Below are 23099 nucleotides of genomic sequence, written 5' to 3' on the forward strand. Positions count from 1 at the left end.
TTCTTTCGATATCAACTTAAATCATTCACAAAATCACAGATCAGTGCAGTGGCCAATGCGGGTTGCTCTTTATGCGGCATGTGATGAAGCCCTTCCAAAATCTCTAGTTCAGCATCACCTTGTATACCCGAAAAAAGTTTCTGAGCTTGTGCTGTCGTCCCGTATTCATCCAGTTCTCCATGGATGATCAAGCTTGCACACTGTACTTTTCCAACATATTGCTCGAGGTTCCATTGACGAAAACTCGGTGAGAGCCAAGTTTCAGTCCAAGCATCCAAAACCCATTGGGCTTTATCCCCATGATATTTAGCCAAGCGTTCAAGCTGTCCAGGCTGCGCAAACCCTGTTTTAGCTTCACGTATACCCGATAATGTGAGTTCTTCCACTTCATACTGTGCTGATATAGTAATCAGACCTTGACATTGTTCAGTATATTCACTGGCAATCACAACAGACATTCCTCCGCCAACACTATGCCCCATCACGATAAACTGTTGAATAGAATAATGTTGAAGAAGCGCCTTAAAGCCCTGCTGTGCTTCGGCATAGACAAAATCCGTACTTAATGCATCAGGGTTCGCTGATGATTTCCCGAAGCCCAAGCGATCATACGCTATTACCGTTCTGCTAGACTCAGCAGCCAATTGCGCAGGAAAATCACGCCACAAATCCACACTCCCCAGTGAATCATGCATCAATATAATCGGGGCCAAAGTTACATCTTTATCTGCTGTTTCAGGCTGCCAAGCTTGGGTATATAGCTCATAATCATTTAATTTTATAAATTCTGAATGTTCTTGAATATTCACATTAACCCTGTGTGCTTTTCCTTATTTTCAACATGATATATTTTTCAACAAATAAAGCGCATCAAATAAAACCCTAAAGTCACTCATCTAAAGCAAAAAAAAGGAGCATGATGCTCCTTTTTCTATAACTGCCTTAAGATACTAATCTGGGTTTAGCCGCCACTTGATCTGACTTTTTTTCAAATTTCAGCACTCCATCTTCAAATGAAGCATGCTTTAATTCTTTACGATCTGCCAAATAGTTATTGCTGACTTTCCACGGTGCATGTTTACCCTGTTTTGGCATCACATCTGCTGCACGTGCAATATAGCCTGACGTCAAACTGCCCATCACCGTATCTTCTAACAACTCGGTCGCATCACCTTGAGGAATCACTTGGTTATAACCATTTTGATCCATATAGTTAATCAATTTACAGATGTATTCAGAAGCAATATCCACTTTTAAAGTCCATGATGCATTAATATAGCCAATAATCATCGCCATATTGGGTACATCACTGACCATAACACCACGATATAACATATGTTTTGAGGTATTCAGTGGCTGTCCATCGATTGTGGCACTAATGCCGCCTAAAATTTGAATGTTGAGACCTGTAGCAGAAATTACTACATCTGCATCAAGATGTTTACCTGATTTCAATTGAATGCCATTTTCAGTAAAACTTTCAATTTGATCGGTTTCAACAGATGCACGGCCATCGCGTAAAATTTTAAACAAATCACCATCTGGCACCACACAAAGGCGCTGATCCCAAGGATTGTAATCTGGGGTAAAGTGTTTCATATCCACTTTACCTTTCAACTGCAACTCAATTGATTTTAATAAAAACTTACGGAGTAATTTAGGTTGCTTTTGTGCAACAGCATAAACAGCCCGCTGTACACCGATATTCCGTGCACGGGTAAGTTTATAAGCAACATCTTCAGGTAATACTTTACGCATCTTGTCATAAATGATGTCAATAGAAGGTACTGAGGCAATATAGGTTGGAGAACGCTGTAGCATGGTCACATGCCCTGCACCGCCTTTTGCCATAGCTGGTACCAGTGTAATCGCTGTTGCTCCACTGCCAATAATCACCACTTTTTTGCCTGCATAATTAAAATTTTCAGGCCAATGTTGTGGATGAATGAAGGTACCTTTAAAGTTTTCCTGCCCTTTAAACTCAGGTTGGAACCCTTGGTCATAATTATAATAACCTGTACAGCCAAAGACGAAATTTGCAACCCAAGTTTGTTGTTTCTTCTTCGCATCTTCAATAACAACAGACCATTTACGAGTTTGTGAGTCGTAATTTGCACTCACAACACGATGTTGAAAATGAATTTTTTCTTTAATCTTATATTCGTCAATTACTTCAGAAAGATAGCCTTTGATCGAAGGACCGTCTGCAAGCACACTAGATTTTTTCCACGGCTTAAAATTAAAGCCAAAAGTTGACATGTCCGAATCAGAACGAATACCAGGATATTTAAAAAGATCCCATGTACCACCGAAACTTTCACGACGTTCAATAATTTCAAATGAACGATTAGGACAATTTTTTGAAAGATGAGCAGCCAAACCTACACCGGAGATCCCTGCACCTACAATGAGAATATCAACTTGTTTTTCCATGTTGTTCTTTTAACCTATCTTAGATTTATATTTATTAAATCACATTTTTGACAATGCACAATGTCAAGTTTAAGCAAAAGGCGTTTTATTTTTATCTTTTAAGGACAAATTGAATTATTGTCTAACAATATATAGCCACCACAAAACTGCAGGCATTAAAAAAGGTCGGTTAAAAACCGACCTTTTTTAGAACAACGTACGCTGCTCTTCACGAAATTAGTTAACTTCGCGATCTACTAGCTCAACGTAAGCCATCGGTGCAGCATCACCTGCACGGAAGCCCGCTTTAAGAACACGTAGATAACCGCCGTTACGTTCTTTGTAACGAGGGCCAAGAACGGTAAATAATTTACCAACAGTTGCAGCTGAACGAGTACGAGCAAACGCTAAACGACGGTTTGCTACAGAATCGACTTTAGCTAAAGTGATTAAAGGCTCAGCAACACGACGTAATTCTTTTGCTTTAGGAACAGTAGTTTTAATTAACTCGTGTTCGAACAAAGAATTAGCCATGTTTTGGAACATCGCTTTACGATGACTGCTTGTACGGCCTAATTTCACACCACTATTACGATGACGCATGGTGATAGTCCTACTTAATTAACGGCTACGATAAGCAAAGCGATCGTCCATGCGGAGGCTAGCCGGTGGCCAGTTCTCTAAACGCATGCCCAATTGCAAGCCTTTCGATGCCAGAACATCTTTAATCTCAGTCAACGATTTTTTACCTAGGTTAGGAGTTTTAAGCAACTCAACTTCAGTACGTTGAACAAGATCGCCAATGTAGTAAATATTTTCTGCTTTCAAACAGTTAGCAGAACGAACAGTAAGCTCTAGATCATCTACTGGACGAAGCAAAATCGGATCAACTTCTTCACGAGGCTCTTGAGCAACTGGTGCTTGATCTTTCTGAAGATCAACAAAAATTGCAATTTGTTGTTGCAAGATTGTTGCCGCTTTGCGGATAGCTTCTTCAGGATCAACAGTACCGTTGGTTTCAAGATCAATGATCAATTTATCAAGGTCAGTACGTTGTTCTACACGAGCGTTTTCCACTGTGTAAGACACACGTTTGATTGGGCTGTAAGAAGCATCTAATTGCAAACGACCCACTGGGCGAGTTTCACCCTCAGGGAAGCGTGAATCAGAAGTCTCATAACCACGACCTTGAGAAACTTTCAGGCGCATTTTTAATGAGCCAGAAGCACTTAAAGTACCGATCAAATGTTCAGGGTTAACCACTTCAACATTGTGTGGTAAACGAAGGTCAGCGGCTGTAACGTCGCCAGGACCTTGTTTTTCCAATGTCAGATAAGCTTCATTTTGATCGAACAGCTTAATAGACAATCCTTTTAGGTTCAGCAAGAGCTCGACGATGTCCTGCTGCAAGCCTTCCAAAGTACTGTACTCGTGCTCGACACCTTCAATCTCTACTTCAACCACGGCTGCGCCAGGTAAAGAAGACAAAAGGATACGACGTAAAGCATTACCAAGAGTATGACCAAAGCCACGCTCTAATGGTTCTAGAATAACTTTTGCCGAGGTCCCGCTTGCCGCTTCGACCTTAATCGCTTGCGGAGTTAGAAACTCATTTGCAGTACGCGTCATTATTGCTACCTCAAGGATTATTTAGAATACAATTCTACAATCAAGCTTTCGTTGATTTCAGCAGGTAAATCAGAGCGATCTGGTGCAGCTTTGAATGTACCTTCCAATTTAGAATGATCAATTTCAATCCAAGATGGAATGCCACGTTGAGTCGCTAACTCAATTGCGTTTTTAATACGCAATTGTTGTTTAGCACCTTCGTGAACCGCAACAACGTCACCAGCTTTAACTTGGATAGACGCGATGTTAACACGACGACCATTTAAAGTGATTGAACGGTGAGATACAAGCTGACGAGCTTCTGCACGTGTAGAACCAAAACCCATGCGATAAACAACGTTATCTAGACGGCTTTCAAGAAGTTTCAACAAGTTTTCACCTGTTGCGCCTTTAACACGAGCAGCTTCTTTGTAGTAGTTACTAAATTGACGCTCTAAAACACCGTACATACGACGTACTTTTTGTTTTTCACGTAATTGTAGTGAGTACTCAGATTGTTTGCCGCCACGAGCGCCACCATGTTGGCCAGGTGCTTTAGCAGCTTTTTTTGTTTTGACGTCAAATGGTTTAACGCCAGATTTTAATTGCAGGTCTGTCCCTTCGCGGCGAGAGAGTTTGCATTTTGGACCAATATAACGAGCCATGAATGTTTCTCCTTACACGCGACGTTTTTTAGGTGGACGGCAACCGTTGTGCGGGATTGGCGTCACATCGGTAATGCTGTTAATTTTATAACCCACTGCACCTAAAGCACGAACCGCAGATTCACGACCTGGACCAGGACCTTTTACAAGGACGTCCAAGTTTTTCAAACCGTAATCTAAAGCAGCTTTACCAGCAACCTCAGCAGCTACCTGAGCAGCAAACGGAGTTGATTTACGTGATCCACGGAAGCCTTGTCCACCAGAGGTAGCCCAAGCCAGTGCATTACCTTGACGATCGGTAATAGTCACAATGGTGTTATTAAAAGAAGCGTGAATGTGTGCAACACCTTCAGAGACGGTACGAGTGACCTTCTTGCGTGTGCGAGTATCTTTAGCCATCTTTTAGCTTCCAGAAATCTTATTTCTTAATAGGTTTGCGCGGACCTTTACGGGTACGTGCGTTAGTTTTGGTGCGTTGACCACGGACAGGCAAGCTGCGACGATGACGAAGACCGCGGTAGCAGCCTAAATCCATTAAACGTTTAATGTTCATGGAAATTTCGCGACGTAAATCACCTTCGGTAGGAACCTTAGTAACTTCTGCACGAATCGCATCAAGCTGAGCGTCATCTAATTCACGAATTTTAGTTGTTGGTGCAATACCAGCAGCAGCTAAGATAGCTTTTGCAGTGTGGCGACCAATACCAAAAATGTACGTTAGAGAGATAACAGCATGCTTGTTATCCGGAATGTTTACACCGGCAATACGAGCCATTCAATTTTCTCCAAAAAGGCAGTTAAGATAATCAACCGCCCGACAAAATCTTTGAGGGGCGGATAATAACCTAATTAGCCTACTGAAATCAACAGGTCTTGATCAGATTAACCTTGACGCTGCTTATGACGAGGTTCTGCGCTGCAAATTACGCGAATAACCCCATTACGACGGATAACTTTACAGCTACCACAAATTTTCTTTACAGAAGCTTGAACTTTCATAATGAAACCTCTAAGTGCGCTTATCCTTTCGGATGAGCAGTCGTTTTACGCATTAACGATTGATTGTCATATTGATGCGATGTGAGATGAGCTTGAAGCTGAGCCATAAAGTCCATCACCACCACCACTACGATCAGTAAAGACGTACCACCTAAGCTAAATGGAATACCAAATGAACTTTGTAGAATCATCGGCATTAAACAGATGATTGTGATATAAACCGCGCCAATAAAAGTCAAACGATTCAAAATATGATCTAAATAGCGTGCAGTTTGCTCACCAGGACGAATACCCGGTACATAAGCACCACTACGTTTTAAATTCTCTGACACTTCTTTCGGGCTAAATACTAGCGCAGTATAGAAGTAACAGAAGAAGATAATTAATGCGCCAAATAGCACCAAATACATCGGTTGACCCGGCGACAATACGAGTGCCAAATCTTGTAGGCCACGTTTAATCACGCCAGCATTTGGATCTGCGCTGCCTACCCATTGCCCTAAGCTCGCTGGGAACAATAGCAATGAACTAGCAAAAATTGCAGGAATCACACCCGCCATATTAATTTTTAATGGCAAATGTGTTTGCTGGGCAGTAAATACACGACGACCTTGTTGTTTTTGAGCATAGTTTACCGGAATACGACGCTGCGCCTTCTCAATAAACACAATTGCTGCTAACACTGCAACAGACAGCAATGCAAAAATTGCAAGACCAATTAAACTTGATTGGCCATTATCTACTGAGGTTAAAGATTGCAGAACCAAGTTCGGCAAACCAGCAACAATACCAGCGAAGATGATCATGGAAATACCATTCCCTACTCCACGCTCTGTAATTTGCTCACCTAACCACATCAGGAACATTGTACCTGCAACTAAAGAAGTTACAGCAGGAACGTAAAAAGCAAGTCCACTAGTCAAAGTAATATTTTGACTAATCAGACCTGCGCACATCCCAACAGCTTGCACAAGTGCAAGAAACAATGTGCCTTGTCGCGTATATTGATTGATCTTACGCTTACCTTGTTCGCCTTCTTTCTTTAAAGCTTCCAGCGAAGGAACAACCGTAGACATTAACTGCACAATAATCGATGCAGAGATATACGGCATAATCCCAAGAGCAAGAATTGACATACGCTCTAATGCACCACCTGAGAACATGTTAAACAAACCAAGGATCGTACCTTGGTTTGCATTAAACAGATTCTCTAGTGCGGCATTGTTAATGCCCGGTACTGGAATATGTGCTCCCAGTCGAAAAACCAACAACGCCCCGATGAGGAACATCATACGGCGGATAATTTCACGATATTTCACATGAAAAGGCTGGCCTTTCATCATGTTAACATGACCTGTCGAACTAGGAGTCATAGACACTGGGGATTACTCCTCGACTTTACCGCCAGCAGCTTCAACAGCAGCTTTAGCGCCTTTAGTCAATGCAACACCTTGAACAGTGAACGCACGAGTAATTTCACCAGAAAGTACGATACGTGCACGTAACATATCTTTACGCACAACGTTAGCAGCTTTTAAAGTTTCAAGAGACACGATGTCGCCTTCAACTTTAGCGAGTTCTGATAAACGTACTTCAGCAGTTTTCAAAGCCATTTGGCTAGTGAAACCGAATTTAGGTAAACGACGATATAACGCAGTTTGACCACCTTCGAAACCAGGACGTGTACCACCGCTCTTACGTGAGTTTTGACCTTTGACACCACGGCCACCAGTCTTACCAACGCCAGAACCGATACCACGGCCTAAACGTAGGTTGTCACGCTTAGCACCTTCTGCAGGTGCAATTGTATTTAAACGCAGAGTCATGGCTTATTCCTCTACACTAACCATATAGTAAACTTGGTTGATCATACCACGGTTAGAAGGCGTATCTTGCACTTCAACTGTATGACCAATACGACGCAGACCTAAACCTTTAAGGCTAAGCTTGTGATTTTTCAAGCGATGCGATGAAGATTTAGTCTGGGTAACTTTAATCGTTTTCATGATTGATTACCCTTGAATTTGTGCTACTGATAAACCACGTTTCGCAGCAACTTTCTCAGGAGAAGTCATATCACGCAAACCGTTAAAAGTTGCGTTTACTACGTTAGCAGCGTTAGTAGAACCATAACACTTAGTTAATACGTTACGTACACCTACAGCTTCTAAAACTGCACGCATAGCGCCACCAGCAATTACACCAGTACCTTCAGAAGCAGGTTGCATGTAAACGCGGCTTGCACCGTGACGAGCATTGATAGGGTGCTGAACAGTACCGTCAACAAGGTCAACAGTAATCATGTTGCGACGAGCAGCTTCAAGTGCTTTAGAAATAGCAGCTGGAACTTCACGTGCTTTACCACGACCAAAACCTACGCGACCATTACCATCACCCACAACAGTTAATGCTGTGAAAGAGAAGATACGACCACCCTTAACAACTTTGGCTACACGATCAACGGCAACCAGCTTTTCAACAAGACCTTCGTTTTGTTCAACTTTAGCCATGATTAGAACTCCAAGCCGTTTTCACGAGCAGCATCAGCCAAGGCTTTGATACGACCATGATATTTGAAACCAGAACGGTCAAATGCAACTTTAGTTACACCAGCCGCTTTAGCACGTTCTGCAATTAAAGCACCAACTTTCTGAGCCGATTCAACGTTACCAGTAGTACCAGCACGTAGAGTAGCGTCTAAAGTAGAAGCTTGCGCTAATACTTTGCCACCATCTGCAGAGATAACTTGAGCATAGATGTGACGCGGAGTGCGGTTTACACACAAACGAGTCGCACCCAATGCACGGATGTGCAAGCGTGTGCTTTTCGCACGACGCAAACGGGATTGTTTCTTTTCGTTCATAAGAACCTCGCGCCTTATTTCTTCTTAGCTTCTTTACGAAGTACAACTTCGTCAGAATAACGAACACCTTTACCTTTATAAGGCTCTGGCGGACGGTAACCACGGATTTCTGCAGCAACTTGACCTAATTTAGCTTTATCAGCTGATTTAAGTACAATTTCAGTTGCAGTAGGAGTTTCTGCAGTTACACCTTCAGGAAGGTTGTAGTCGATCGGGTGAGAGAAACCAAGGTTAAGGTTAACAATGTTACCTTTAACCGCAGCTTTATAACCAACACCGATAAGCTGTAACTTACGTTCGAAACCTTCGTTAACACCTTTTACAAGGTTGTTAAGCACAGCGCGAGCAGTACCAGCCTGCATCCAAGCATCTTTAGATTCAGCTTTAGGAGCAATAACTAGAGTACCGTCTTCCTGTTTTAGCTCGACCAGCGCATGCAGGTTGAAAGACAATGTACCTTTGCTGCCTTTCACTTCGACCTGCCGGCCGTTCTGAGTAACTGTAACACCGTTAGGTACAGTTACTGGGGCTTTAGCCACACGAGACATGAGGAATCACCTATTAAGAAACAAAAGCAATAACTTCACCACCGATACCTGCAGCACGTGCAGCGCGATCAGTCATGATGCCTTTGCTTGTAGAAACAATTGCAATACCTAAACCTTGCTTAACGCTAGGAAGTGCATCTTTACCGCGATATTGACGTAGACCAGGACGGCTTACGCGTTTCACAGTATCGATAACTGGTTTGCCTTCGAAATATTTTAAAGTAATCGTTAAAGTCGCTTTGCCTTCATTGTCAGCAACAGCTACATCAGCGATATAACCTTCTTGTTGAAGTACGTTAGCAATCGCAACTTTCAACTTTGAGTTTGGCATAGAAACAGTTTGTTTCTTTGCCATTTGTGCGTTACGAACACGTGTTAGCATGTCGGCAACGGTATCTTGCATACTCATTTATAGTGCTCCTTACCAGCTTGCCTTAACAACGCCCGGTACATCACCTTGCATTACTGTTTCACGTAATTTGTTACGGCTTAAACCGAACTTACGGAAGTAACCATGAGGACGACCAGTTAAACCACAACGGTTACGTAGACGTACTGGAGACGCATTACGTGGTAATGCTTGAAATTTCATCATCGCTTCGAAACGTTCTTCGTCTGATGCATTTACGTTTGCGATAATTGCTTTTAATTCAGCACGTTTCGCAGCGTATTTAGCAACAGTAGCTTCGCGTTTCAATTCGCGATTAATCATACCTTTCTTAGCCATATCGACCTCTTATTTGAACGGGAAGCCGAATGCACGCATAAGCGCACGGCCTTCGTCATCGGTGCGAGCAGTCGTAGTGATGGTAATGTCCATACCACGAATACGATCAATCTTATCAAAATCGATTTCAGGGAACATGATTTGTTCCTTAAGACCCATTGAGTAGTTACCACGACCATCAAATGATTTCGCAGAGAAACCACGGAAGTCACGGATACGAGGGATCGCGATAGAGATCAAACGGTCTAAGAATTCGTACATACGTTCGCCACGTAAAGTAACTTTACAGCCGATCGGCCAACCATCACGGATTTTGAAACCAGCGATAGATTTACGAGCTAAAGTAAGTACTGGTTTTTGACCAGCAATTGCTTGCATATCAGAAAGAGCGCCATCTAACAATTTCTTGTCAGCTGATGCAGCACCAACACCCATGTTGATGGTAATTTTTGTAATGCGAGGGATATCCATCACATTCTTAACGCCCAATGTTTCTTTTAATTGAGCCTTAAGTTCGTCGTTGTAACGCGTTTTAAGTCTGGCCATTGCCTAGTCAACCTATTACTTCGCTACCGCCACTGATTCACCATTAGATTTGAATACGCGAGTTTTCACGCCTTCAATCACTTGGTAACCAACACGGTCAGCCTTTTGGGTTGTAGCATTAAAAATTGCCACGTTAGAGATATGAAGCTCAGCTTCTTGAGTTACGATGCCGCCTTCAGCGCCAGTAGCTCGGTTAGGCTTTTGATGCTTCGTTACCAAGTTAAGGCCTTCAACCTTAACACGGTCATTTGAAACAGACAAAACAGTACCTTGTTTGCCTTTTTCTTTACCTGCGATCACAATTACTTGATCGCCCTTTTTAATCTTAGCCATGAGTGCCTCTTATAGAACTTCAGGAGCCAATGAAATAATTTTCATGAACTGTTCAGTACGAAGTTCACGAGTCACTGGTCCGAAAATACGAGTTGCAATCGGCGCTTTGTTGTTGTTCAAAATAACAGCTGCGTTATCGTCGAAACGAATAACTGAACCATCTGCACGACGGATGCCGAATTTTGTACGTACAACTACAGCATTCATCACGTCACCTTTTTTAACACGTGCGCGTGGAATAGCTTCTTTTACAGTAACTTTAATAATGTCGCCAACAGAAGCATAACGACGATGTGAACCACCAAGTACTTTAATACATTGTACGCGGCGAGCACCACTGTTGTCTGCTACGTCGAGCATACTTTCGGTTTGAATCATTGCCCTACTCCAAAACCGAGCATCACCGGTCGCAATTTCGAAAGGCTCAAAGAGTACTCGAAATTGACCGATGATGCAAGAACGTTTAATTACTCAGCAGCAGCTTCAACAACTTCAACTAAAGTCCAAGACTTAGTTTTAGACATTGGGCGGCTTTCTTTGATGCTTACTACGTCGCCAACTTTAGCAACATTGTTTTCATCATGAGCGTGTAATTTAGTTGAACGGCGGATTAATTTGCCATACAACGGGTGTTGAACGCGGCGTTCGATAAGAACAACGATAGACTTGTCCATCTTGTCGCTAACTACTTTACCGGTTAACGTGCGAACTGTTTGTTCACTCATTGTCCGTTCCCCTGTTTTTCGGTAAGGAGGGTCTTAATACGAGCAATTGTCTTACGAGTAAGCGCAACTTCGTGCGATTTACCCAATTGACCAGTTGCTTTCGCCATACGAAGACGGAATTGGTTAAGCTGTTGCTCATCAAGCAAAGCTGTCAACTCTTCTACCGACTTTTCACGTAGATCATTAGTTTTCATTACATTACCGTCCGAGTCACGATAGTGGTTTTAAACGGAAGTTTTGCAGCAGCAAGCGTAAACGCTTCGCGAGCAAGTTCTTCGTTAACACCATCAATTTCGTACAAGACTTTACCTGGTTTGATTTGGCAAACCCAGTATTCCACAGAACCTTTACCTTTACCCATACGAACTTCTAATGGTTTTTCAGTAATTGGTTTGTCTGGGAAAACACGGATAAAGATCTTACCACCACGTTTAATACGACGGCTGATTGTACGACGCGCTGCTTCAATTTGACGTGCTGTCATTTGACCACGTTCAACTGATTTAAGTGCAATAGTACCAAAAGATACTGAGCTACCGCGATGTGCTAGACCAGTGTTACGGCCTTTTTGCACTTTACGGAATTTAGTACGTTTAGGTTGTAACATGGATTATTCTCCTTTTTCAGCAGAACGATCATTGCGACGACCACGACGCTCTTGACCTTCACCACGACCACGGCCACGTTTAGCTGGACGTTCTTCAGCTGGAGCTGGGTTCATGACTTGTTTCATGCCGCCCAAGATCTCACCACGGAAGATCCATACTTTAACGCCGATCGTACCGTAAGTAGTCTCAGCACGCATAGTAGCATAGTCGATGTCAGCACGAAGAGTATGAAGAGGTACACGACCTTCACGATACCATTCAGTACGAGCAATCTCAGCACCACCTAGACGGCCTGAAACTTCTACTTTGATACCTTTAGCACCAGCACGCATAGAGTTTTGAACCGCACGCTTCATAGCACGACGGAACATTACACGTTTTTCTAATTGAGAAGCGATTGCCTCAGCAACTAAACGAGCGTCTAAATCTGGGCGATCGATTTCGTTGATACTTACTTGCGCAGGAACACCCATAATGGCTGTTAATTCGCGTTGTAATTTCTCAATGTCTTCGCCTTTTTTACCGATCACGATACCAGGACGTGCAGTGCTAATAGTTACTTTAGCTGCGCCTGTAGGGCGTTCGATAAGAATATTGCTCACCATCGCATTCTTAAGTTTTTTAGTTAAAAACTCACGAACTTGAAGATCTTTTAGCAAATATTCAGCATATTGTTTCGGATTCGCATACCAGTTAGCGTTATGACGTTTCACAACACCTAGGCGGATACCGATTGGATGAACCTTCTGACCCATATCAAACCCCTACCTTAACGGTAATGTGACAAGTACGCTTAGTAATACGATCTGCACGGCCTTTAGCACGTGGCAAAATACGTTTCAGGCTCATGCCTTCATCAACGTAGATCGTAGAAACTTTAAGGTCGTCTACATCTAAACTGTTATTGTGTTCAGCGTTTGCAATCGCAGATTCCAATGCTTTTTTAACTAAAACTGCAGCTTTTTTGTTGCTGAAGTTTAAGATATTTAAAGCATGCGCAACAGATTTGCCGCGAATTAGGTCTGCAACCAAACGTGCTTTTTGTGCCGAGATAGCGGCACCGCGTAATTTAGCAGTTACTTCCATCATAGCACCTATTAACGTTTAGACTTCTTGTCAACACCGTGACCACGATAGGTACGAGTTGGCGCGAATTCACCTAATTTATGACCAACCATATGCTCAGATACAATCACTGGAACATGGTTACGGCCATTGTGTACAGAAATTGTTAGACCAACAAAATCCGGTAAGATCATCGAACGACGCGACCAAGTTTTGATCGGCTTACGGTTATTAGCCGCGATAGCCGCTTCAACCTTAGCGAACAAGTGCGCATCGACGAATGGGCCTTTTTTCAGAGAACGAGGCATTGTCAGATTCCTTTACTTGTTACTTAACGCGACGGTCGCGAATGATCATCTTAGTCGTACGCTTGTTGGTACGTGTTTTGTACCCTTTAGCTTTTTGACCCCATGGACTTACAGGTTGAATACCTTTGTTACGTCCTTCACCACCACCATGTGGATGGTCTACTGGGTTCATCGCCATACCACGTACGGTAGGACGAACGCCACGCCAGCGTGATGCACCTGCTTTACCAAGTGAACGAAGGTTGCTTTCTGAGTTAGAAACTTCACCTAACACAGCACGGCATTCAACGTGTACTTTACGCATTTCGCCTGAACGAAGACGAATGATAGCGTAAGAACCGTCACGACCCAACAATTGAGCAGATGTACCAGCAGAACGTACTAATTGTGCGCCTTTACCGATTTTAAGCTCGATGTTGTGAAGAGTAGAACCGATAGGCATGTTGCGAAGTGGTAAGCAGTTACCTGGACGGATTGGAGCATCGTTACCAGATTGAACTTGATCACCAGCGCGAAGGCCTTTAGGTGCAATAATATAGCGACGTTCACCGTCAGCATATTTCAATAAAGCAATATGAGCTGTACGGTTTGGATCGTATTCAATACGTTCAACTACAGCTGGGATGCTGTCTTTGTTACGTTTGAAGTCTACGATACGGTAGTGCTGTTTATGACCACCACCAACGTGACGAGTTGTAATGTGACCGTTGTTATTACGACCGCCAGTACGTTTTTTAGCTTCAACCAACGGAGCATATGGCGCGCCTTTGTGAAGGTGGTTATGAACCACTTTCTCTACAAAGCGACGTCCTGGAGACGTTGGCTTACATTTTTGAATCGGCATAATTTTCGTCCTTATTCCGCTGCGTTTTCAGCGGTATCGCCCAAGTCAGCCATTTCAACATCTTGGCCAGCTTTCAGGGTGACGTATGCTTTTTTAACATCAGAACGACGTCCTAATGTTTTACCAAAGCGTTTAGTCTTACCTTTAGTGATCGTTGTGTTAACTTTAACAACTTGAACACCAAATAGTTGCTCAACAGCTTTTTTGATTTCAAGTTTGTTTGCATCTAGTGCAACTTTGAACACTTGAACACCAGCAGTTTCGCCTAAAACTTGTGCTTTTTCTGAGAATACAGGTCCTTGTAGGACTTGATAGATACGTTCGTTGTTCATCCGAGTTCTACCTCAATTTTCTTAGCAGCAGCAACAGACATAACAACTTTATCGAACGCGATCAAGCTAACAGGATCGATTGCAGCAGCATCAACCACATCAACGTGTGGAATGTTGCGAGCAGCAAGATACAAGTTCTCATCAACAGCATCTGTAACGATTAATGCACGAGGTGCATTCAAGTCGTTAAGTTTTGCAAGCAATTCTTTAGTTTTTGGAGCTGCAACAGCAATCTCTTCAACTAAAACAAGGCGATCTTGACGAACAAGCTCAGCCAGGATGCATTGCATAGCACCGCGATACATTTTACGGTTTACTTTTTGAGACCAGTCTTGTGGACGAGCAGCAAAAGTTTTACCACCGCCAACCCAGATTGGGCTACGAATAGAACCAGCACGAGCGCGGCCAGTACCTTTTTGACGGAAAGGTTTTTTACCACCGCCAGAAACGTCAGCACGTGATTTTTGCGCTTTAGAACCTTGACGACCACCAGCTAAGTAAGCTGTAACAACTTGGTGTACAAGAGCTTCGTTAAAATCACGACCAAACGCAACTTCAGATAACTCAACAGCAGAGCCGGAAACAGTATTTAAATTCACGTTATTTCCCCTCAGGCCTTGATAGTAGGACGAACAGTAACGTCGCCACCAGTAGCACCAGGAACCGCGCCTTTAACAACTAGAACTGAACGTTCTGCGTCGATAGCAACGATTTCAAGACCCTGTGTAGTTACACGTTCAGCACCTAAGTGACCAGGCATTTTTTTGCCTTTGAACACGCGACCAGGAGTCTGGTTTTGACCTGTAGAACCGATAACACGGTGAGATACAGAGTTACCATGTGTAGCGTCTTGAGTACGGAAGTTCCAACGCTTAACACCACCTTGGAAACCTTTACCTTTAGATGTACCAGTAACGTCAACAATTTGACCCACTGTAAACACATCTACACCGATAGTTCCGCCAACTTCACGACCTTCAAGATCAGCTTCTGTAGCGCGGAATTCTTGAACTAGACGACCAGCAGCAACACCAGCTTTCGCAAAGTGACCTTTCTGAGCATTAGTTACGCGAGATTCGCGACGTTCACCAGTAGTGATTTGAATCGCTTGATAACCATCAGTTTCAAGCGTTTTGATTTGTGTGATGCGGTTAGGATCAACCTCAATCACTGTTACAGGTACAGAAACACCAGCATCTGTAAAGATACGTGTCATACCGCACTTGCGACCGACTAAACCAATAGCCATGTGCATAAACCTCTAAAAAAGCGGCCTAATTAACTTAGAGCGTTAATTAACCGAAAGCCTTAACCCAAAGCGATCTGAACATCAACACCAGCTGCAAGATCTAACTTCATCAATGCATCAACAGTTTTATCTGTAGGTTGAACGATGTCGATCAAACGTTTGTAAGTGCGGATCTCGTATTGGTCACGCGCATCTTTGTTAACGTGTGGTGATGTTAAAACGTTAAAACGTTCGATACGTGTAGGCATCGGGATTGGACCACAAACTTGTGCACCAGTACGTTTTGCTGTTTCTACGATTTCTTGAGCTGATTGATCAATTAGACGGTGATCAAAAGACTTAAGACGGATACGAATTCTCTGGTTAGACATACCAGTTAACTCCAAGCCAAATATATAAAGAATCACCCTTGACGCATCTCACCCCACTTTAAAAGAGGCAAGTGTCAAGAGCAGTGAAATATCACTAAGGTCACGATCGATGCCGTGACTGTCACGATGTTAACTACTTTATTCGTAGCTAACCCCCTTCATCAAAGGGTCGCCCATTATAGCTATTGTTTAATGCATAAGCAAATCCCTTTTGCTGTTTTTCTTATATTTTTCATTTTTTATGCAAGATCAATTGCTTAACTTTTAATCAATAGGCATTTTTTCTTAATACATACTCTATTGCTTGGTTTAGTATTTGATTTCCCTCAATAAATTTGTTTTTTCCGCTTTTCCGTAGATCATGTACTGGCTGTACATGTGTTCCTGAAAAAAATGCTACCTCTTCATCATTTTCCAAAAATAAATCGAGTACTTCAGGGGTAATTTCAGGATGAAATTGAAAGCCCAAAACATTTTGTCCAATTTGATACATTTGATTACGACATGCATCATTTTCCGCCAGTAATACCGCTCCTTTGGGAATTTCAAATGTTTCACTGTGCCACTGCATGACTTTAAACTCTTCAGGTAGTTTAAAACAGTCATGCGGTACGTTAGCGACCTTACGAATGGTCGTCCAACCCAATTCTTGTTGTGCATTTCGACTCACCGCACCACCCAAAGCATTAGCAATCAATTGTCCACCTAAACAAAGCCCGATTGCGGGTTTACCGAGGGCTAAATAGCGTCGTAGCCAACGCTTTTCTATTTTTAACCATGGGAAATTTGCCTCATCATTTACGCTCATGGTCCCACCCATGATGATGAGTAAATCGACATCTTCAACATGCGGCAAAGCCTCGAGATCTAAGGTTTGATCGACAGGTAATGCAAAGAATTCTGTGGCCGTAATTTTGGCCTGATGCTGTTTTAAAAATTCATAACAACTGCCGAACCCTTCGCCAGCAATATGCTGAAAATAATGTACTTTTAAATGCGACTTCATGCGCTAAACCTATTGTTGTTGCTCTGATATCGGTTTTGCAAGAATGAAGCCAACTTTGCTTTTCACTTAATTTTCTATACAAAGCATCGTAAATCCATGCGTTTTAGTCGTATTCTTTTGAACATTCATTATTATTTTGATCATTTCAGAGCGCCACGTGAAAAAGAATCCTCAAACCGAACTCATTCATGCACCAAGAAAGGCACCGCAATACATCAATAGTGTTCAACCTCCCCTGTTTCGTGCATCCACTATAATTTTCGAAAATACAGATGCGCTATTTAATCGCCATTGGACTGATGATTATGACTATAGCTATGGAACACATGGCACACCCACTACATTTACCCTAGGCGATCAGATTGCTCAGATTGAAGGTGGCTTGTATCACTTACTGGCACCTAGCGGTTTGTCTGCAATTAATTTGGTCAATTCATGTTTTTTAAGTCAAGGGGATGAAGTTTGGGTCGCAGATAATATCTATGGCCCAAATATGGAACATCTACGCAACCTAGAAACCCGCTATGGCATCGTGGTCAAGGTTTATAACCCTATTGATGTCGATTCATTTAGCCCTTCAGCGCAAGCCAAGCTTATCTGGTTAGAAGCGGCGGGTTCTGTCACTTTAGAGTTTCCAGATTTAGTCGGCTTGGTCAAAAAGGCCCAAGCACATAACATTCTCACTGCGCTGGACAATACGTGGGGCGCAGGACTTGCCTTTAATGCTTTTGATTTTAGTGCTGAGCACCTGGGTGTCGATATCAGTGTGCATGCCTTGACCAAATACCCAAGTGGCGGCGGGGATATTTTGATGGGTTCGGTAATTACACGAGATAAAAAGCTTCATCACAAACTGTTTCGTGCGCACGCCATTCAAGGCATTAGCATCTCTGGTGATGATGCCGCGCAAATACAACGCAGTCTGGCTTCTATGCGCCTGCGCTATGAACACCAGTCACAAAGTGCTTTAACTTTATTAAATTGGCTAAAACAGCAGCCAGCCTTTGTACAGGTTTTACATCCTGCTGATGAAGCTTCCGCAGGACATCAGTATTGGAAAGAAATTTGTACAGAACAAAACAGTGCCGGCTTGGTCAGCGTGATATTTAATGAAAAATATAGTTTGCAGGATGTACGCCGCTTTTGCGATGCGCTGAAACTATTTAAGCTCGGTTTTAGCTGGGGTGGTCCAGTCAGTTTAGCCATGCTATATAACTTAAAAGATATGCGTATACTCGAACATTCACACATTCAAGCTGGCTTACTTGTTCGCTTTTGTATAGGACTAGAACATCCTGCAGATTTAATACAAGATATAGAAAACGCACTACAACATTTAAATAAACAGCAACTCGAATAAATACAGGAACATCTATGGGTACACCAATAATTATTGGCAAAAAAACACAAGACACCACACAGGATGTGGTGCTTCATTCACAATTTGCAAACCGCCATGGTTTGATTGCTGGGGCCACAGGTACTGGTAAGACGGTGACGTTGAAGGTGTTGGCAGAAAGTTTTTCTCGGCTGGGTGTACCTGTATTTTTAGCTGATGCCAAAGGGGATGTTTCTAGCCTTGCCAAAGCAGGTGAAAGCAATCCTAAGTTTGACGAACGAATTAAAAGCTTAAATATCGAGAGCATTCCTTTTGCTGCCTCCCCTGTGGTGTTTTGGGATTTGTTTGGTGAACAAGGACATCCCATTCGCACCACCATTTCTGAAATTGGTCCACTGCTCCTTGCCCGAATTCTAAATTTAAACGACACGCAAGAAGGTGTGCTATCTGCGGTCTTTCGTATTGCCGATGATCAGGGCTTATTGCTCATCGACTTTAAAGACTTAAAAGCCATGATCAGCTACGTCAGTGAACATGCATCCGAATTTAAAAATGAATATGGCAATTTATCACCTGCAAGCTTAGGTGCAATTCAACGTAATTTGCTTGCATTGGCAGATCAAGGCGGTGACAAGTTCTTTGGTGAGCCTGCGCTCAATATCATGGATTTCATTCAAACGGATGCGCAAGGTCGTGGCAACATCAACCTGCTCGCAGCCGACAAGTTAATGAATACCCCTAAGCTCTATGCGACTTTCTTACTTTGGATGCTGTCAGAACTGTTTGAACAATTGCCCGAAGTTGGAGATATGGATAAACCCAAACTAGTGTTCTTCTTCGATGAAGCGCATTTATTGTTTGATAATGCCAGCCCTGCTTTACAAGAAAAAATTGAGCAAGTGGTTCGTCTGATTCGCTCTAAAGGCGTTGGGATTTACTTTGTAACGCAAAACCCACTTGACCTACCTGAGAGTGTTTTAGGACAACTGGGTAACCGCGTTCAGCATGCGCTACGTGCATTTACCCCAAAAGATCAGAAAGCAGTTAAAACGGCAGCAGATACTTTCCGAGCTAATCCTGCGTTTAAAGTCGATCAAGTAATTACGGAACTGGCTGTAGGTGAAGCATTAATTAGCTGTTTAGATGAACAAGGCACACCACAAATCGTTGAACGTGCTTGGGTGATGCCACCCTACTCATCATTTAGCCCAATTGCTGTAGAAGAACGCAAAGCACTCATGACAAATAGCGTTGTTGCAGGCGTGTATGACACCGAAGCAGACCGTGAAAGTGCCTATGAACTTTTACAAAATAAAGTGGCGGAGCGCCAACAACAAGCCGTCCAAGCGGAACAAGATAAAATACAAGCCAAAGAACAAGAAGCGTTAGCCAAACAACAAGCCAAAGAAGCAGATGTGCTCGCCAAACAGCAAGCGCGTGAACAAGAACTACTTGCACGCGAACAACAAAAAGAAGCTGAGCGTTCAGCCAAACAACGTGAAAAACTGATTCAAGACACGGTAGGAACTTTTGCAAAAAGTGCTGCACGCAGCTTGGGTGGGTCGACAGGTCAGAAAATCGTACGCGGTTTGCTAGGTTCCCTGTTTGGTAAAAAATAATTCGCCATTACGATTATCTATGCTGAATTTATGGGATATTTTAATATCCCATATTTTTTTTATGGTTTTTACTAAAACATGTATTGCGCGGATGTATTTAAAAATGTATTTTAAATACATCTTATAAATAACAGCCATGAGAGATCAGCTATGACTCCGCAGCAAATTGACCTAGTAAAAGCTACTGTTCCTGTTCTACGTGAAAATGGTGTCGCGCTGACTGGTTACTTCTATAATCGTATGTTGGGCAATAACCCTGACCTCAAAGAAACCTTTAACATGGGACATCAGCGCAGCGGTGCTCAGGCACAAGCTTTGGCGGGTGCTGTATTGGCTTATGCTGAAAATATTGAGGACCCATCTGTACTTTTACCAGTTGTAGAATTAATTGCGCATAAACATGTGAGTCTTAACATTCAAGCTCCAGACTATAATATTGTCGGCGAAAATTTGCTGCACTCGATCAGTGAAGTATTAAGCATTTCAATGGAAGATCCACTGATTGCAGCTTGGGCAGCAGCATATGGACAATTGGCAGACTTGTTTATCAGCACTGAAAAAGCGATTTATGAGCAACATCAGCAAACTAAAGGCAGTTGGTTAGGTTGGCGTAATTTCAAAATCGCGAAAAAAGTGGCTGAAAGTGATGAAATCACCTCATTCTACCTTGAGCCTTCTGATGGTGGTGATTTACCAAAATATGAAGCAGGTCAGTACATCTCTGTACGTGTATTGGTCGATGAGCTGGGTCTAAAACAACCACGTCAATATACACTGTCTACCAGCCCACAAGACAACTACTTACGTATCTCTGTAAAACGTGAAGATCAGAAAGGTGACTTGGTTCCAGGTTGGGTATCAAATACACTGCATGGCTTGGAGATCGGTTCAGAAATCGAAGTGTCTGCACCAACAGGTAATTTCTTCCTGATTGATTCACAAAAACGCAATGTCTTTATCAGTGGTGGTGTAGGTCTAACACCAATGATTGCGATGCTGAATCAGTTGGTGACTTTAGACATGCCACAACCTGTAACCTTTATCCATGCCTGCCGTAGCAAACAAGTGCATGCAATGCATAAACACATTCAGGATTTGGAAGCAAAATACCCACGTCTTAGCACTTTTACAGCGTATGAGTTCCCTCATGCTAATGATAAATTAGGTGAAGATTATGATGCTGCTGGTCGTCTAGACTTAGGCAGCATGGATACTGCACTGTTACCGATCAATGCGGATTATTACCTTTGCGGTCCAATGCCATTTATGGCTGAACAACAGAAAGCTTTAATTGCTCGTGGTATTCCTGCTAGCAATATTCACAGCGAAGCTTTCGGCACTGGTGGTGTAAAACACTAACTAAGCTATTCACCTGAAATACAAAGGGTTAGTTTAGTTATGCTAGACTAGCCCTTATTTATTTCTCTCAGACTCACAGTATTATCATGCAACTCAATAAATTCACCGATTATGCATTACGCATTTTGCTCTATATCGCACGCCCTCGTGATGTGCCTTATAACATTGCTGAAATTGCAGAAGACCTGCACGTTTCGCGTAATCACTTGGTGAAAATTGTGCATTTTATGGCAAAGCAAAACTGGTTAATCACCAGCCGCGGCAAAGGTGGCGGTATTCGTCTAAACCCTGAAGCACTTGAGGCTCAGCTCGGTCAAATTGTGCGAATTTTGCAAGGTAATCACCAGATTGTTGAATGCAATGACCCACCCTGCGTACTGCGCAGTCAGTGTGGTTTAAAAAGCATCTTAGACCAAGCTTTAGAACAGTTTTATCAAAGTCTCGATCAGTACAAACTTGCTGACGTCTTACAACCAAGCAGCGCATCTAAATTTACAACACAATCTCCAATTCAAATGATCAATCTCTAATTTCACTTTGCCTGCGACAAAATTCGCTTGCCTGCCCGACTTCCTTTATAATGCGTGTTGTTAAATCAGTTATTGAAGTTGGGTTATGCATCAGCACAGAGGAAAATCACGAAACAGTAAAGCGGCCAATGCGCCGAAGCAAAAGATTACTTATGAGAAAAAAGTAGACTCTGCGATTACTGAATATGCTGTGCGCTCGCTCAACTGGCTACGCAAAGCTGAGTTCTTAATGAGTGCGCCTAAACTCAACCTCTGCGTTGAAGATACCGGCTATGAAATTGCCTTTGCAGGTCGTTCTAATGCAGGTAAGTCGAGTGCCATTAATGCGCTCACTAACCAAAAACAATTGGCTCGTGCGTCGAAAAAACCGGGTCGTACCCAAATGATCAACTTTTTCAGTCTAGGAAATCCTGATCAGCGTTTGGTCGACTTACCGGGTTATGGCTATGCCGCTGTACCTGAAGCGATGAAAATCGTGTGGCAAAAAGAATTAGAAAACTATCTGATACACCGTGAAAGTTTACAAGGTCTTGTGCTGTTGATGGATATCCGTCATCCACTACAACACTTTGACGTCATGATGTTGGAATGGGCACATTCACGTAAATTGTTCGTGCATGTACTGCTCACCAAATCAGATAAACTAAACCGTGGCCCAGCCTCTAAAGCACTACAAGAAGTGAAAGCAGCATTGAAAAAAATGAAGCTGAACTTCTCTATCCAATTGTTCTCATCATTGAATAAACAAGGTTTAGAAGAGTTAGCGAGTGTCATGGCGGGTCGTCTTAACTTCACTTTAGAACAATCAACAGAGTTTGATCTCGATAGCATTCCTGAAGCATCCGAAGATGATATTGAAATCGATGCAGATGCGGAAACATTCGATGACGTCGATACAACATCTGAAGATTTACCCCAAGCTGAAGGCAAAAATTCAGACCACTAATCCAGTAATTTTAAAGTCAGCGCAAGGATGATTGTCTGACAAAAAGTATCATCTGAAGATAATGAAATGTCCTGTATTGCTAATCACAATGCAGGAT

Annotated in this window: 36 protein-coding genes; 5 read left to right on the forward strand and 31 right to left on the reverse strand. The window is 42.7% G+C overall.

Annotation, left to right across the window (positions count from 1 at the left end; translation table 11 throughout):
- Window positions 1-11 precede the first annotated feature (11 nt).
- The 31 genes from FTT92_RS13795 to FTT92_RS13945 form a co-directional block, all read right to left on the reverse strand.
- Window positions 12-809: an alpha/beta fold hydrolase gene (locus tag FTT92_RS13795; RefSeq protein WP_373684121.1), complete on the reverse strand. Its 798-nt coding sequence runs from the start codon at window positions 807-809 to the stop codon at window positions 12-14.
- 133 nt (window positions 810-942) lie between these two features.
- Entirely contained in the window at window positions 943-2433 is a 1491-nt protein-coding gene (locus tag FTT92_RS13800; protein WP_180172388.1) for an NAD(P)/FAD-dependent oxidoreductase, read from the reverse strand.
- A gap of 216 nt (window positions 2434-2649) precedes the next feature.
- A complete protein-coding gene (gene rplQ / locus FTT92_RS13805) occupies window positions 2650-3015 on the reverse strand; it encodes a 50S ribosomal protein L17 (protein ID WP_005012953.1) in 366 nt (121 codons plus the stop codon).
- Window positions 3016-3033: 18 nt separating this feature from the next.
- Window positions 3034-4041 (reverse strand): DNA-directed RNA polymerase subunit alpha, encoded by a 1008-nt coding sequence (locus tag FTT92_RS13810; RefSeq protein ID WP_004650465.1) that lies wholly within the window; start codon window positions 4039-4041, stop codon window positions 3034-3036.
- Between the two features lie 17 nt (window positions 4042-4058).
- On the reverse strand, window positions 4059-4685 hold the full coding sequence (rpsD, locus tag FTT92_RS13815) for a 30S ribosomal protein S4 (RefSeq protein ID WP_180172389.1): 627 nt from the start codon (window positions 4683-4685) through the stop codon (window positions 4059-4061).
- A gap of 12 nt (window positions 4686-4697) precedes the next feature.
- Window positions 4698-5084 carry a 30S ribosomal protein S11 gene (gene rpsK / locus FTT92_RS13820; protein WP_001040166.1) on the reverse strand — a complete coding sequence of 129 codons (387 nt, stop codon included), beginning with the start codon at window positions 5082-5084 and terminating at the stop codon, window positions 4698-4700.
- A gap of 19 nt (window positions 5085-5103) precedes the next feature.
- Window positions 5104-5460, reverse strand: a complete 357-nt coding sequence (gene rpsM, locus FTT92_RS13825; RefSeq protein WP_078189269.1) for a 30S ribosomal protein S13 — start codon at window positions 5458-5460, stop codon at window positions 5104-5106.
- A gap of 107 nt (window positions 5461-5567) precedes the next feature.
- Entirely contained in the window at window positions 5568-5684 is a 117-nt protein-coding gene (rpmJ, locus tag FTT92_RS13830; protein ID WP_000867907.1) for a 50S ribosomal protein L36, read from the reverse strand.
- A gap of 20 nt (window positions 5685-5704) precedes the next feature.
- On the reverse strand, window positions 5705-7024 hold the full coding sequence (secY, locus tag FTT92_RS13835; protein ID WP_171263746.1) for a preprotein translocase subunit SecY: 1320 nt from the start codon (window positions 7022-7024) through the stop codon (window positions 5705-5707).
- 45 nt (window positions 7025-7069) lie between these two features.
- A complete protein-coding gene (gene rplO, locus FTT92_RS13840) occupies window positions 7070-7510 on the reverse strand; it encodes a 50S ribosomal protein L15 (protein ID WP_078189271.1) in 441 nt (146 codons plus the stop codon).
- Window positions 7511-7513: 3 nt separating this feature from the next.
- Window positions 7514-7690 carry a 50S ribosomal protein L30 gene (rpmD, locus tag FTT92_RS13845; protein WP_005012961.1) on the reverse strand — a complete coding sequence of 59 codons (177 nt, stop codon included), beginning with the start codon at window positions 7688-7690 and terminating at the stop codon, window positions 7514-7516.
- Between the two features lie 6 nt (window positions 7691-7696).
- Window positions 7697-8194, reverse strand: coding sequence for a 30S ribosomal protein S5 (gene rpsE / locus FTT92_RS13850; protein WP_067762902.1), 498 nt, complete (start codon window positions 8192-8194; stop codon window positions 7697-7699).
- A 2-nt stretch (window positions 8195-8196) separates the two neighbouring features.
- Window positions 8197-8547, reverse strand: a complete 351-nt coding sequence (gene rplR / locus FTT92_RS13855; protein WP_067762903.1) for a 50S ribosomal protein L18 — start codon at window positions 8545-8547, stop codon at window positions 8197-8199.
- 14 nt (window positions 8548-8561) lie between these two features.
- Window positions 8562-9095: a 50S ribosomal protein L6 gene (gene rplF / locus FTT92_RS13860; protein WP_078189272.1), complete on the reverse strand. Its 534-nt coding sequence runs from the start codon at window positions 9093-9095 to the stop codon at window positions 8562-8564.
- 13 nt (window positions 9096-9108) lie between these two features.
- Window positions 9109-9504, reverse strand: a complete 396-nt coding sequence (rpsH, locus tag FTT92_RS13865) for a 30S ribosomal protein S8 (RefSeq protein ID WP_078189273.1) — start codon at window positions 9502-9504, stop codon at window positions 9109-9111.
- Window positions 9505-9516: 12 nt separating this feature from the next.
- Window positions 9517-9822: a 30S ribosomal protein S14 gene (gene rpsN / locus FTT92_RS13870; RefSeq protein WP_067762906.1), complete on the reverse strand. Its 306-nt coding sequence runs from the start codon at window positions 9820-9822 to the stop codon at window positions 9517-9519.
- A gap of 9 nt (window positions 9823-9831) precedes the next feature.
- Window positions 9832-10368, reverse strand: coding sequence for a 50S ribosomal protein L5 (rplE, locus tag FTT92_RS13875; RefSeq protein ID WP_067762907.1), 537 nt, complete (start codon window positions 10366-10368; stop codon window positions 9832-9834).
- 15 nt (window positions 10369-10383) lie between these two features.
- Entirely contained in the window at window positions 10384-10701 is a 318-nt protein-coding gene (gene rplX, locus FTT92_RS13880; protein ID WP_078189274.1) for a 50S ribosomal protein L24, read from the reverse strand.
- A 9-nt stretch (window positions 10702-10710) separates the two neighbouring features.
- On the reverse strand, window positions 10711-11079 hold the full coding sequence (gene rplN, locus FTT92_RS13885; protein ID WP_005012978.1) for a 50S ribosomal protein L14: 369 nt from the start codon (window positions 11077-11079) through the stop codon (window positions 10711-10713).
- 89 nt (window positions 11080-11168) lie between these two features.
- On the reverse strand, window positions 11169-11426 hold the full coding sequence (gene rpsQ, locus FTT92_RS13890) for a 30S ribosomal protein S17 (RefSeq protein ID WP_078192456.1): 258 nt from the start codon (window positions 11424-11426) through the stop codon (window positions 11169-11171).
- On the reverse strand, window positions 11423-11620 hold the full coding sequence (gene rpmC, locus FTT92_RS13895; RefSeq protein WP_005012982.1) for a 50S ribosomal protein L29: 198 nt from the start codon (window positions 11618-11620) through the stop codon (window positions 11423-11425). Before rpmC ends, rpsQ begins: the two co-directional genes overlap by 4 nt.
- Entirely contained in the window at window positions 11620-12033 is a 414-nt protein-coding gene (gene rplP, locus FTT92_RS13900; protein ID WP_068909575.1) for a 50S ribosomal protein L16, read from the reverse strand. Before rplP ends, rpmC begins: the two co-directional genes overlap by 1 nt.
- A 3-nt stretch (window positions 12034-12036) precedes the next feature.
- Complete coding sequence (gene rpsC, locus FTT92_RS13905) at window positions 12037-12789, reverse strand: 30S ribosomal protein S3 (protein WP_078189277.1); 753 nt, start codon at window positions 12787-12789, stop codon at window positions 12037-12039.
- 1 nt (window position 12790) lies between these two features.
- Window positions 12791-13120 (reverse strand): 50S ribosomal protein L22, encoded by a 330-nt coding sequence (gene rplV / locus FTT92_RS13910; protein ID WP_035265103.1) that lies wholly within the window; start codon window positions 13118-13120, stop codon window positions 12791-12793.
- An 11-nt stretch (window positions 13121-13131) separates the two neighbouring features.
- Complete coding sequence (gene rpsS / locus FTT92_RS13915) at window positions 13132-13407, reverse strand: 30S ribosomal protein S19 (protein ID WP_004281508.1); 276 nt, start codon at window positions 13405-13407, stop codon at window positions 13132-13134.
- 19 nt (window positions 13408-13426) lie between these two features.
- Complete coding sequence (gene rplB, locus FTT92_RS13920; protein ID WP_078189278.1) at window positions 13427-14251, reverse strand: 50S ribosomal protein L2; 825 nt, start codon at window positions 14249-14251, stop codon at window positions 13427-13429.
- An 11-nt stretch (window positions 14252-14262) separates the two neighbouring features.
- Window positions 14263-14583, reverse strand: a complete 321-nt coding sequence (rplW, locus tag FTT92_RS13925; RefSeq protein ID WP_005012992.1) for a 50S ribosomal protein L23 — start codon at window positions 14581-14583, stop codon at window positions 14263-14265.
- Window positions 14580-15182: a 50S ribosomal protein L4 gene (rplD, locus tag FTT92_RS13930; protein WP_078189279.1), complete on the reverse strand. Its 603-nt coding sequence runs from the start codon at window positions 15180-15182 to the stop codon at window positions 14580-14582. The genes rplW and rplD overlap by 4 nt, the downstream gene beginning before the upstream one ends.
- An 11-nt stretch (window positions 15183-15193) precedes the next feature.
- Entirely contained in the window at window positions 15194-15832 is a 639-nt protein-coding gene (gene rplC / locus FTT92_RS13935; RefSeq protein WP_078189280.1) for a 50S ribosomal protein L3, read from the reverse strand.
- Between the two features lie 59 nt (window positions 15833-15891).
- A complete protein-coding gene (rpsJ, locus tag FTT92_RS13940) occupies window positions 15892-16203 on the reverse strand; it encodes a 30S ribosomal protein S10 (RefSeq protein ID WP_000070912.1) in 312 nt (103 codons plus the stop codon).
- Between the two features lie 268 nt (window positions 16204-16471).
- On the reverse strand, window positions 16472-17209 hold the full coding sequence (locus tag FTT92_RS13945) for a type 1 glutamine amidotransferase (protein ID WP_180172390.1): 738 nt from the start codon (window positions 17207-17209) through the stop codon (window positions 16472-16474).
- A 157-nt stretch (window positions 17210-17366) separates the two neighbouring features.
- Here FTT92_RS13945 and FTT92_RS13950 point away from each other — a divergent pair, with 157 nt between their 5' ends.
- The 5 genes from FTT92_RS13950 (at window position 17367) to yihA (ending at window position 23002) form a co-directional block, all read left to right on the forward strand.
- Window positions 17367-18569 (forward strand): PLP-dependent transferase, encoded by a 1203-nt coding sequence (locus FTT92_RS13950; RefSeq protein ID WP_180172391.1) that lies wholly within the window; start codon window positions 17367-17369, stop codon window positions 18567-18569.
- A 14-nt stretch (window positions 18570-18583) separates the two neighbouring features.
- Complete coding sequence (locus FTT92_RS13955; protein ID WP_180172392.1) at window positions 18584-20167, forward strand: helicase HerA-like domain-containing protein; 1584 nt, start codon at window positions 18584-18586, stop codon at window positions 20165-20167.
- Window positions 20168-20317: 150 nt separating this feature from the next.
- A complete protein-coding gene (gene hmpA / locus FTT92_RS13960; protein WP_078192460.1) occupies window positions 20318-21526 on the forward strand; it encodes an NO-inducible flavohemoprotein in 1209 nt (402 codons plus the stop codon).
- Between the two features lie 86 nt (window positions 21527-21612).
- Complete coding sequence (locus tag FTT92_RS13965) at window positions 21613-22056, forward strand: Rrf2 family transcriptional regulator (protein ID WP_078192461.1); 444 nt, start codon at window positions 21613-21615, stop codon at window positions 22054-22056.
- 85 nt (window positions 22057-22141) lie between these two features.
- Window positions 22142-23002, forward strand: coding sequence for a ribosome biogenesis GTP-binding protein YihA/YsxC (gene yihA / locus FTT92_RS13970; protein ID WP_180103010.1), 861 nt, complete (start codon window positions 22142-22144; stop codon window positions 23000-23002).
- The last annotated feature ends 97 nt before the right edge of the window (window positions 23003-23099 follow it).

The organism is Acinetobacter sp. YH12023 (assembly GCF_013420135.1).
Lineage (GTDB): Bacteria > Pseudomonadota > Gammaproteobacteria > Pseudomonadales > Moraxellaceae > Acinetobacter > Acinetobacter amyesii.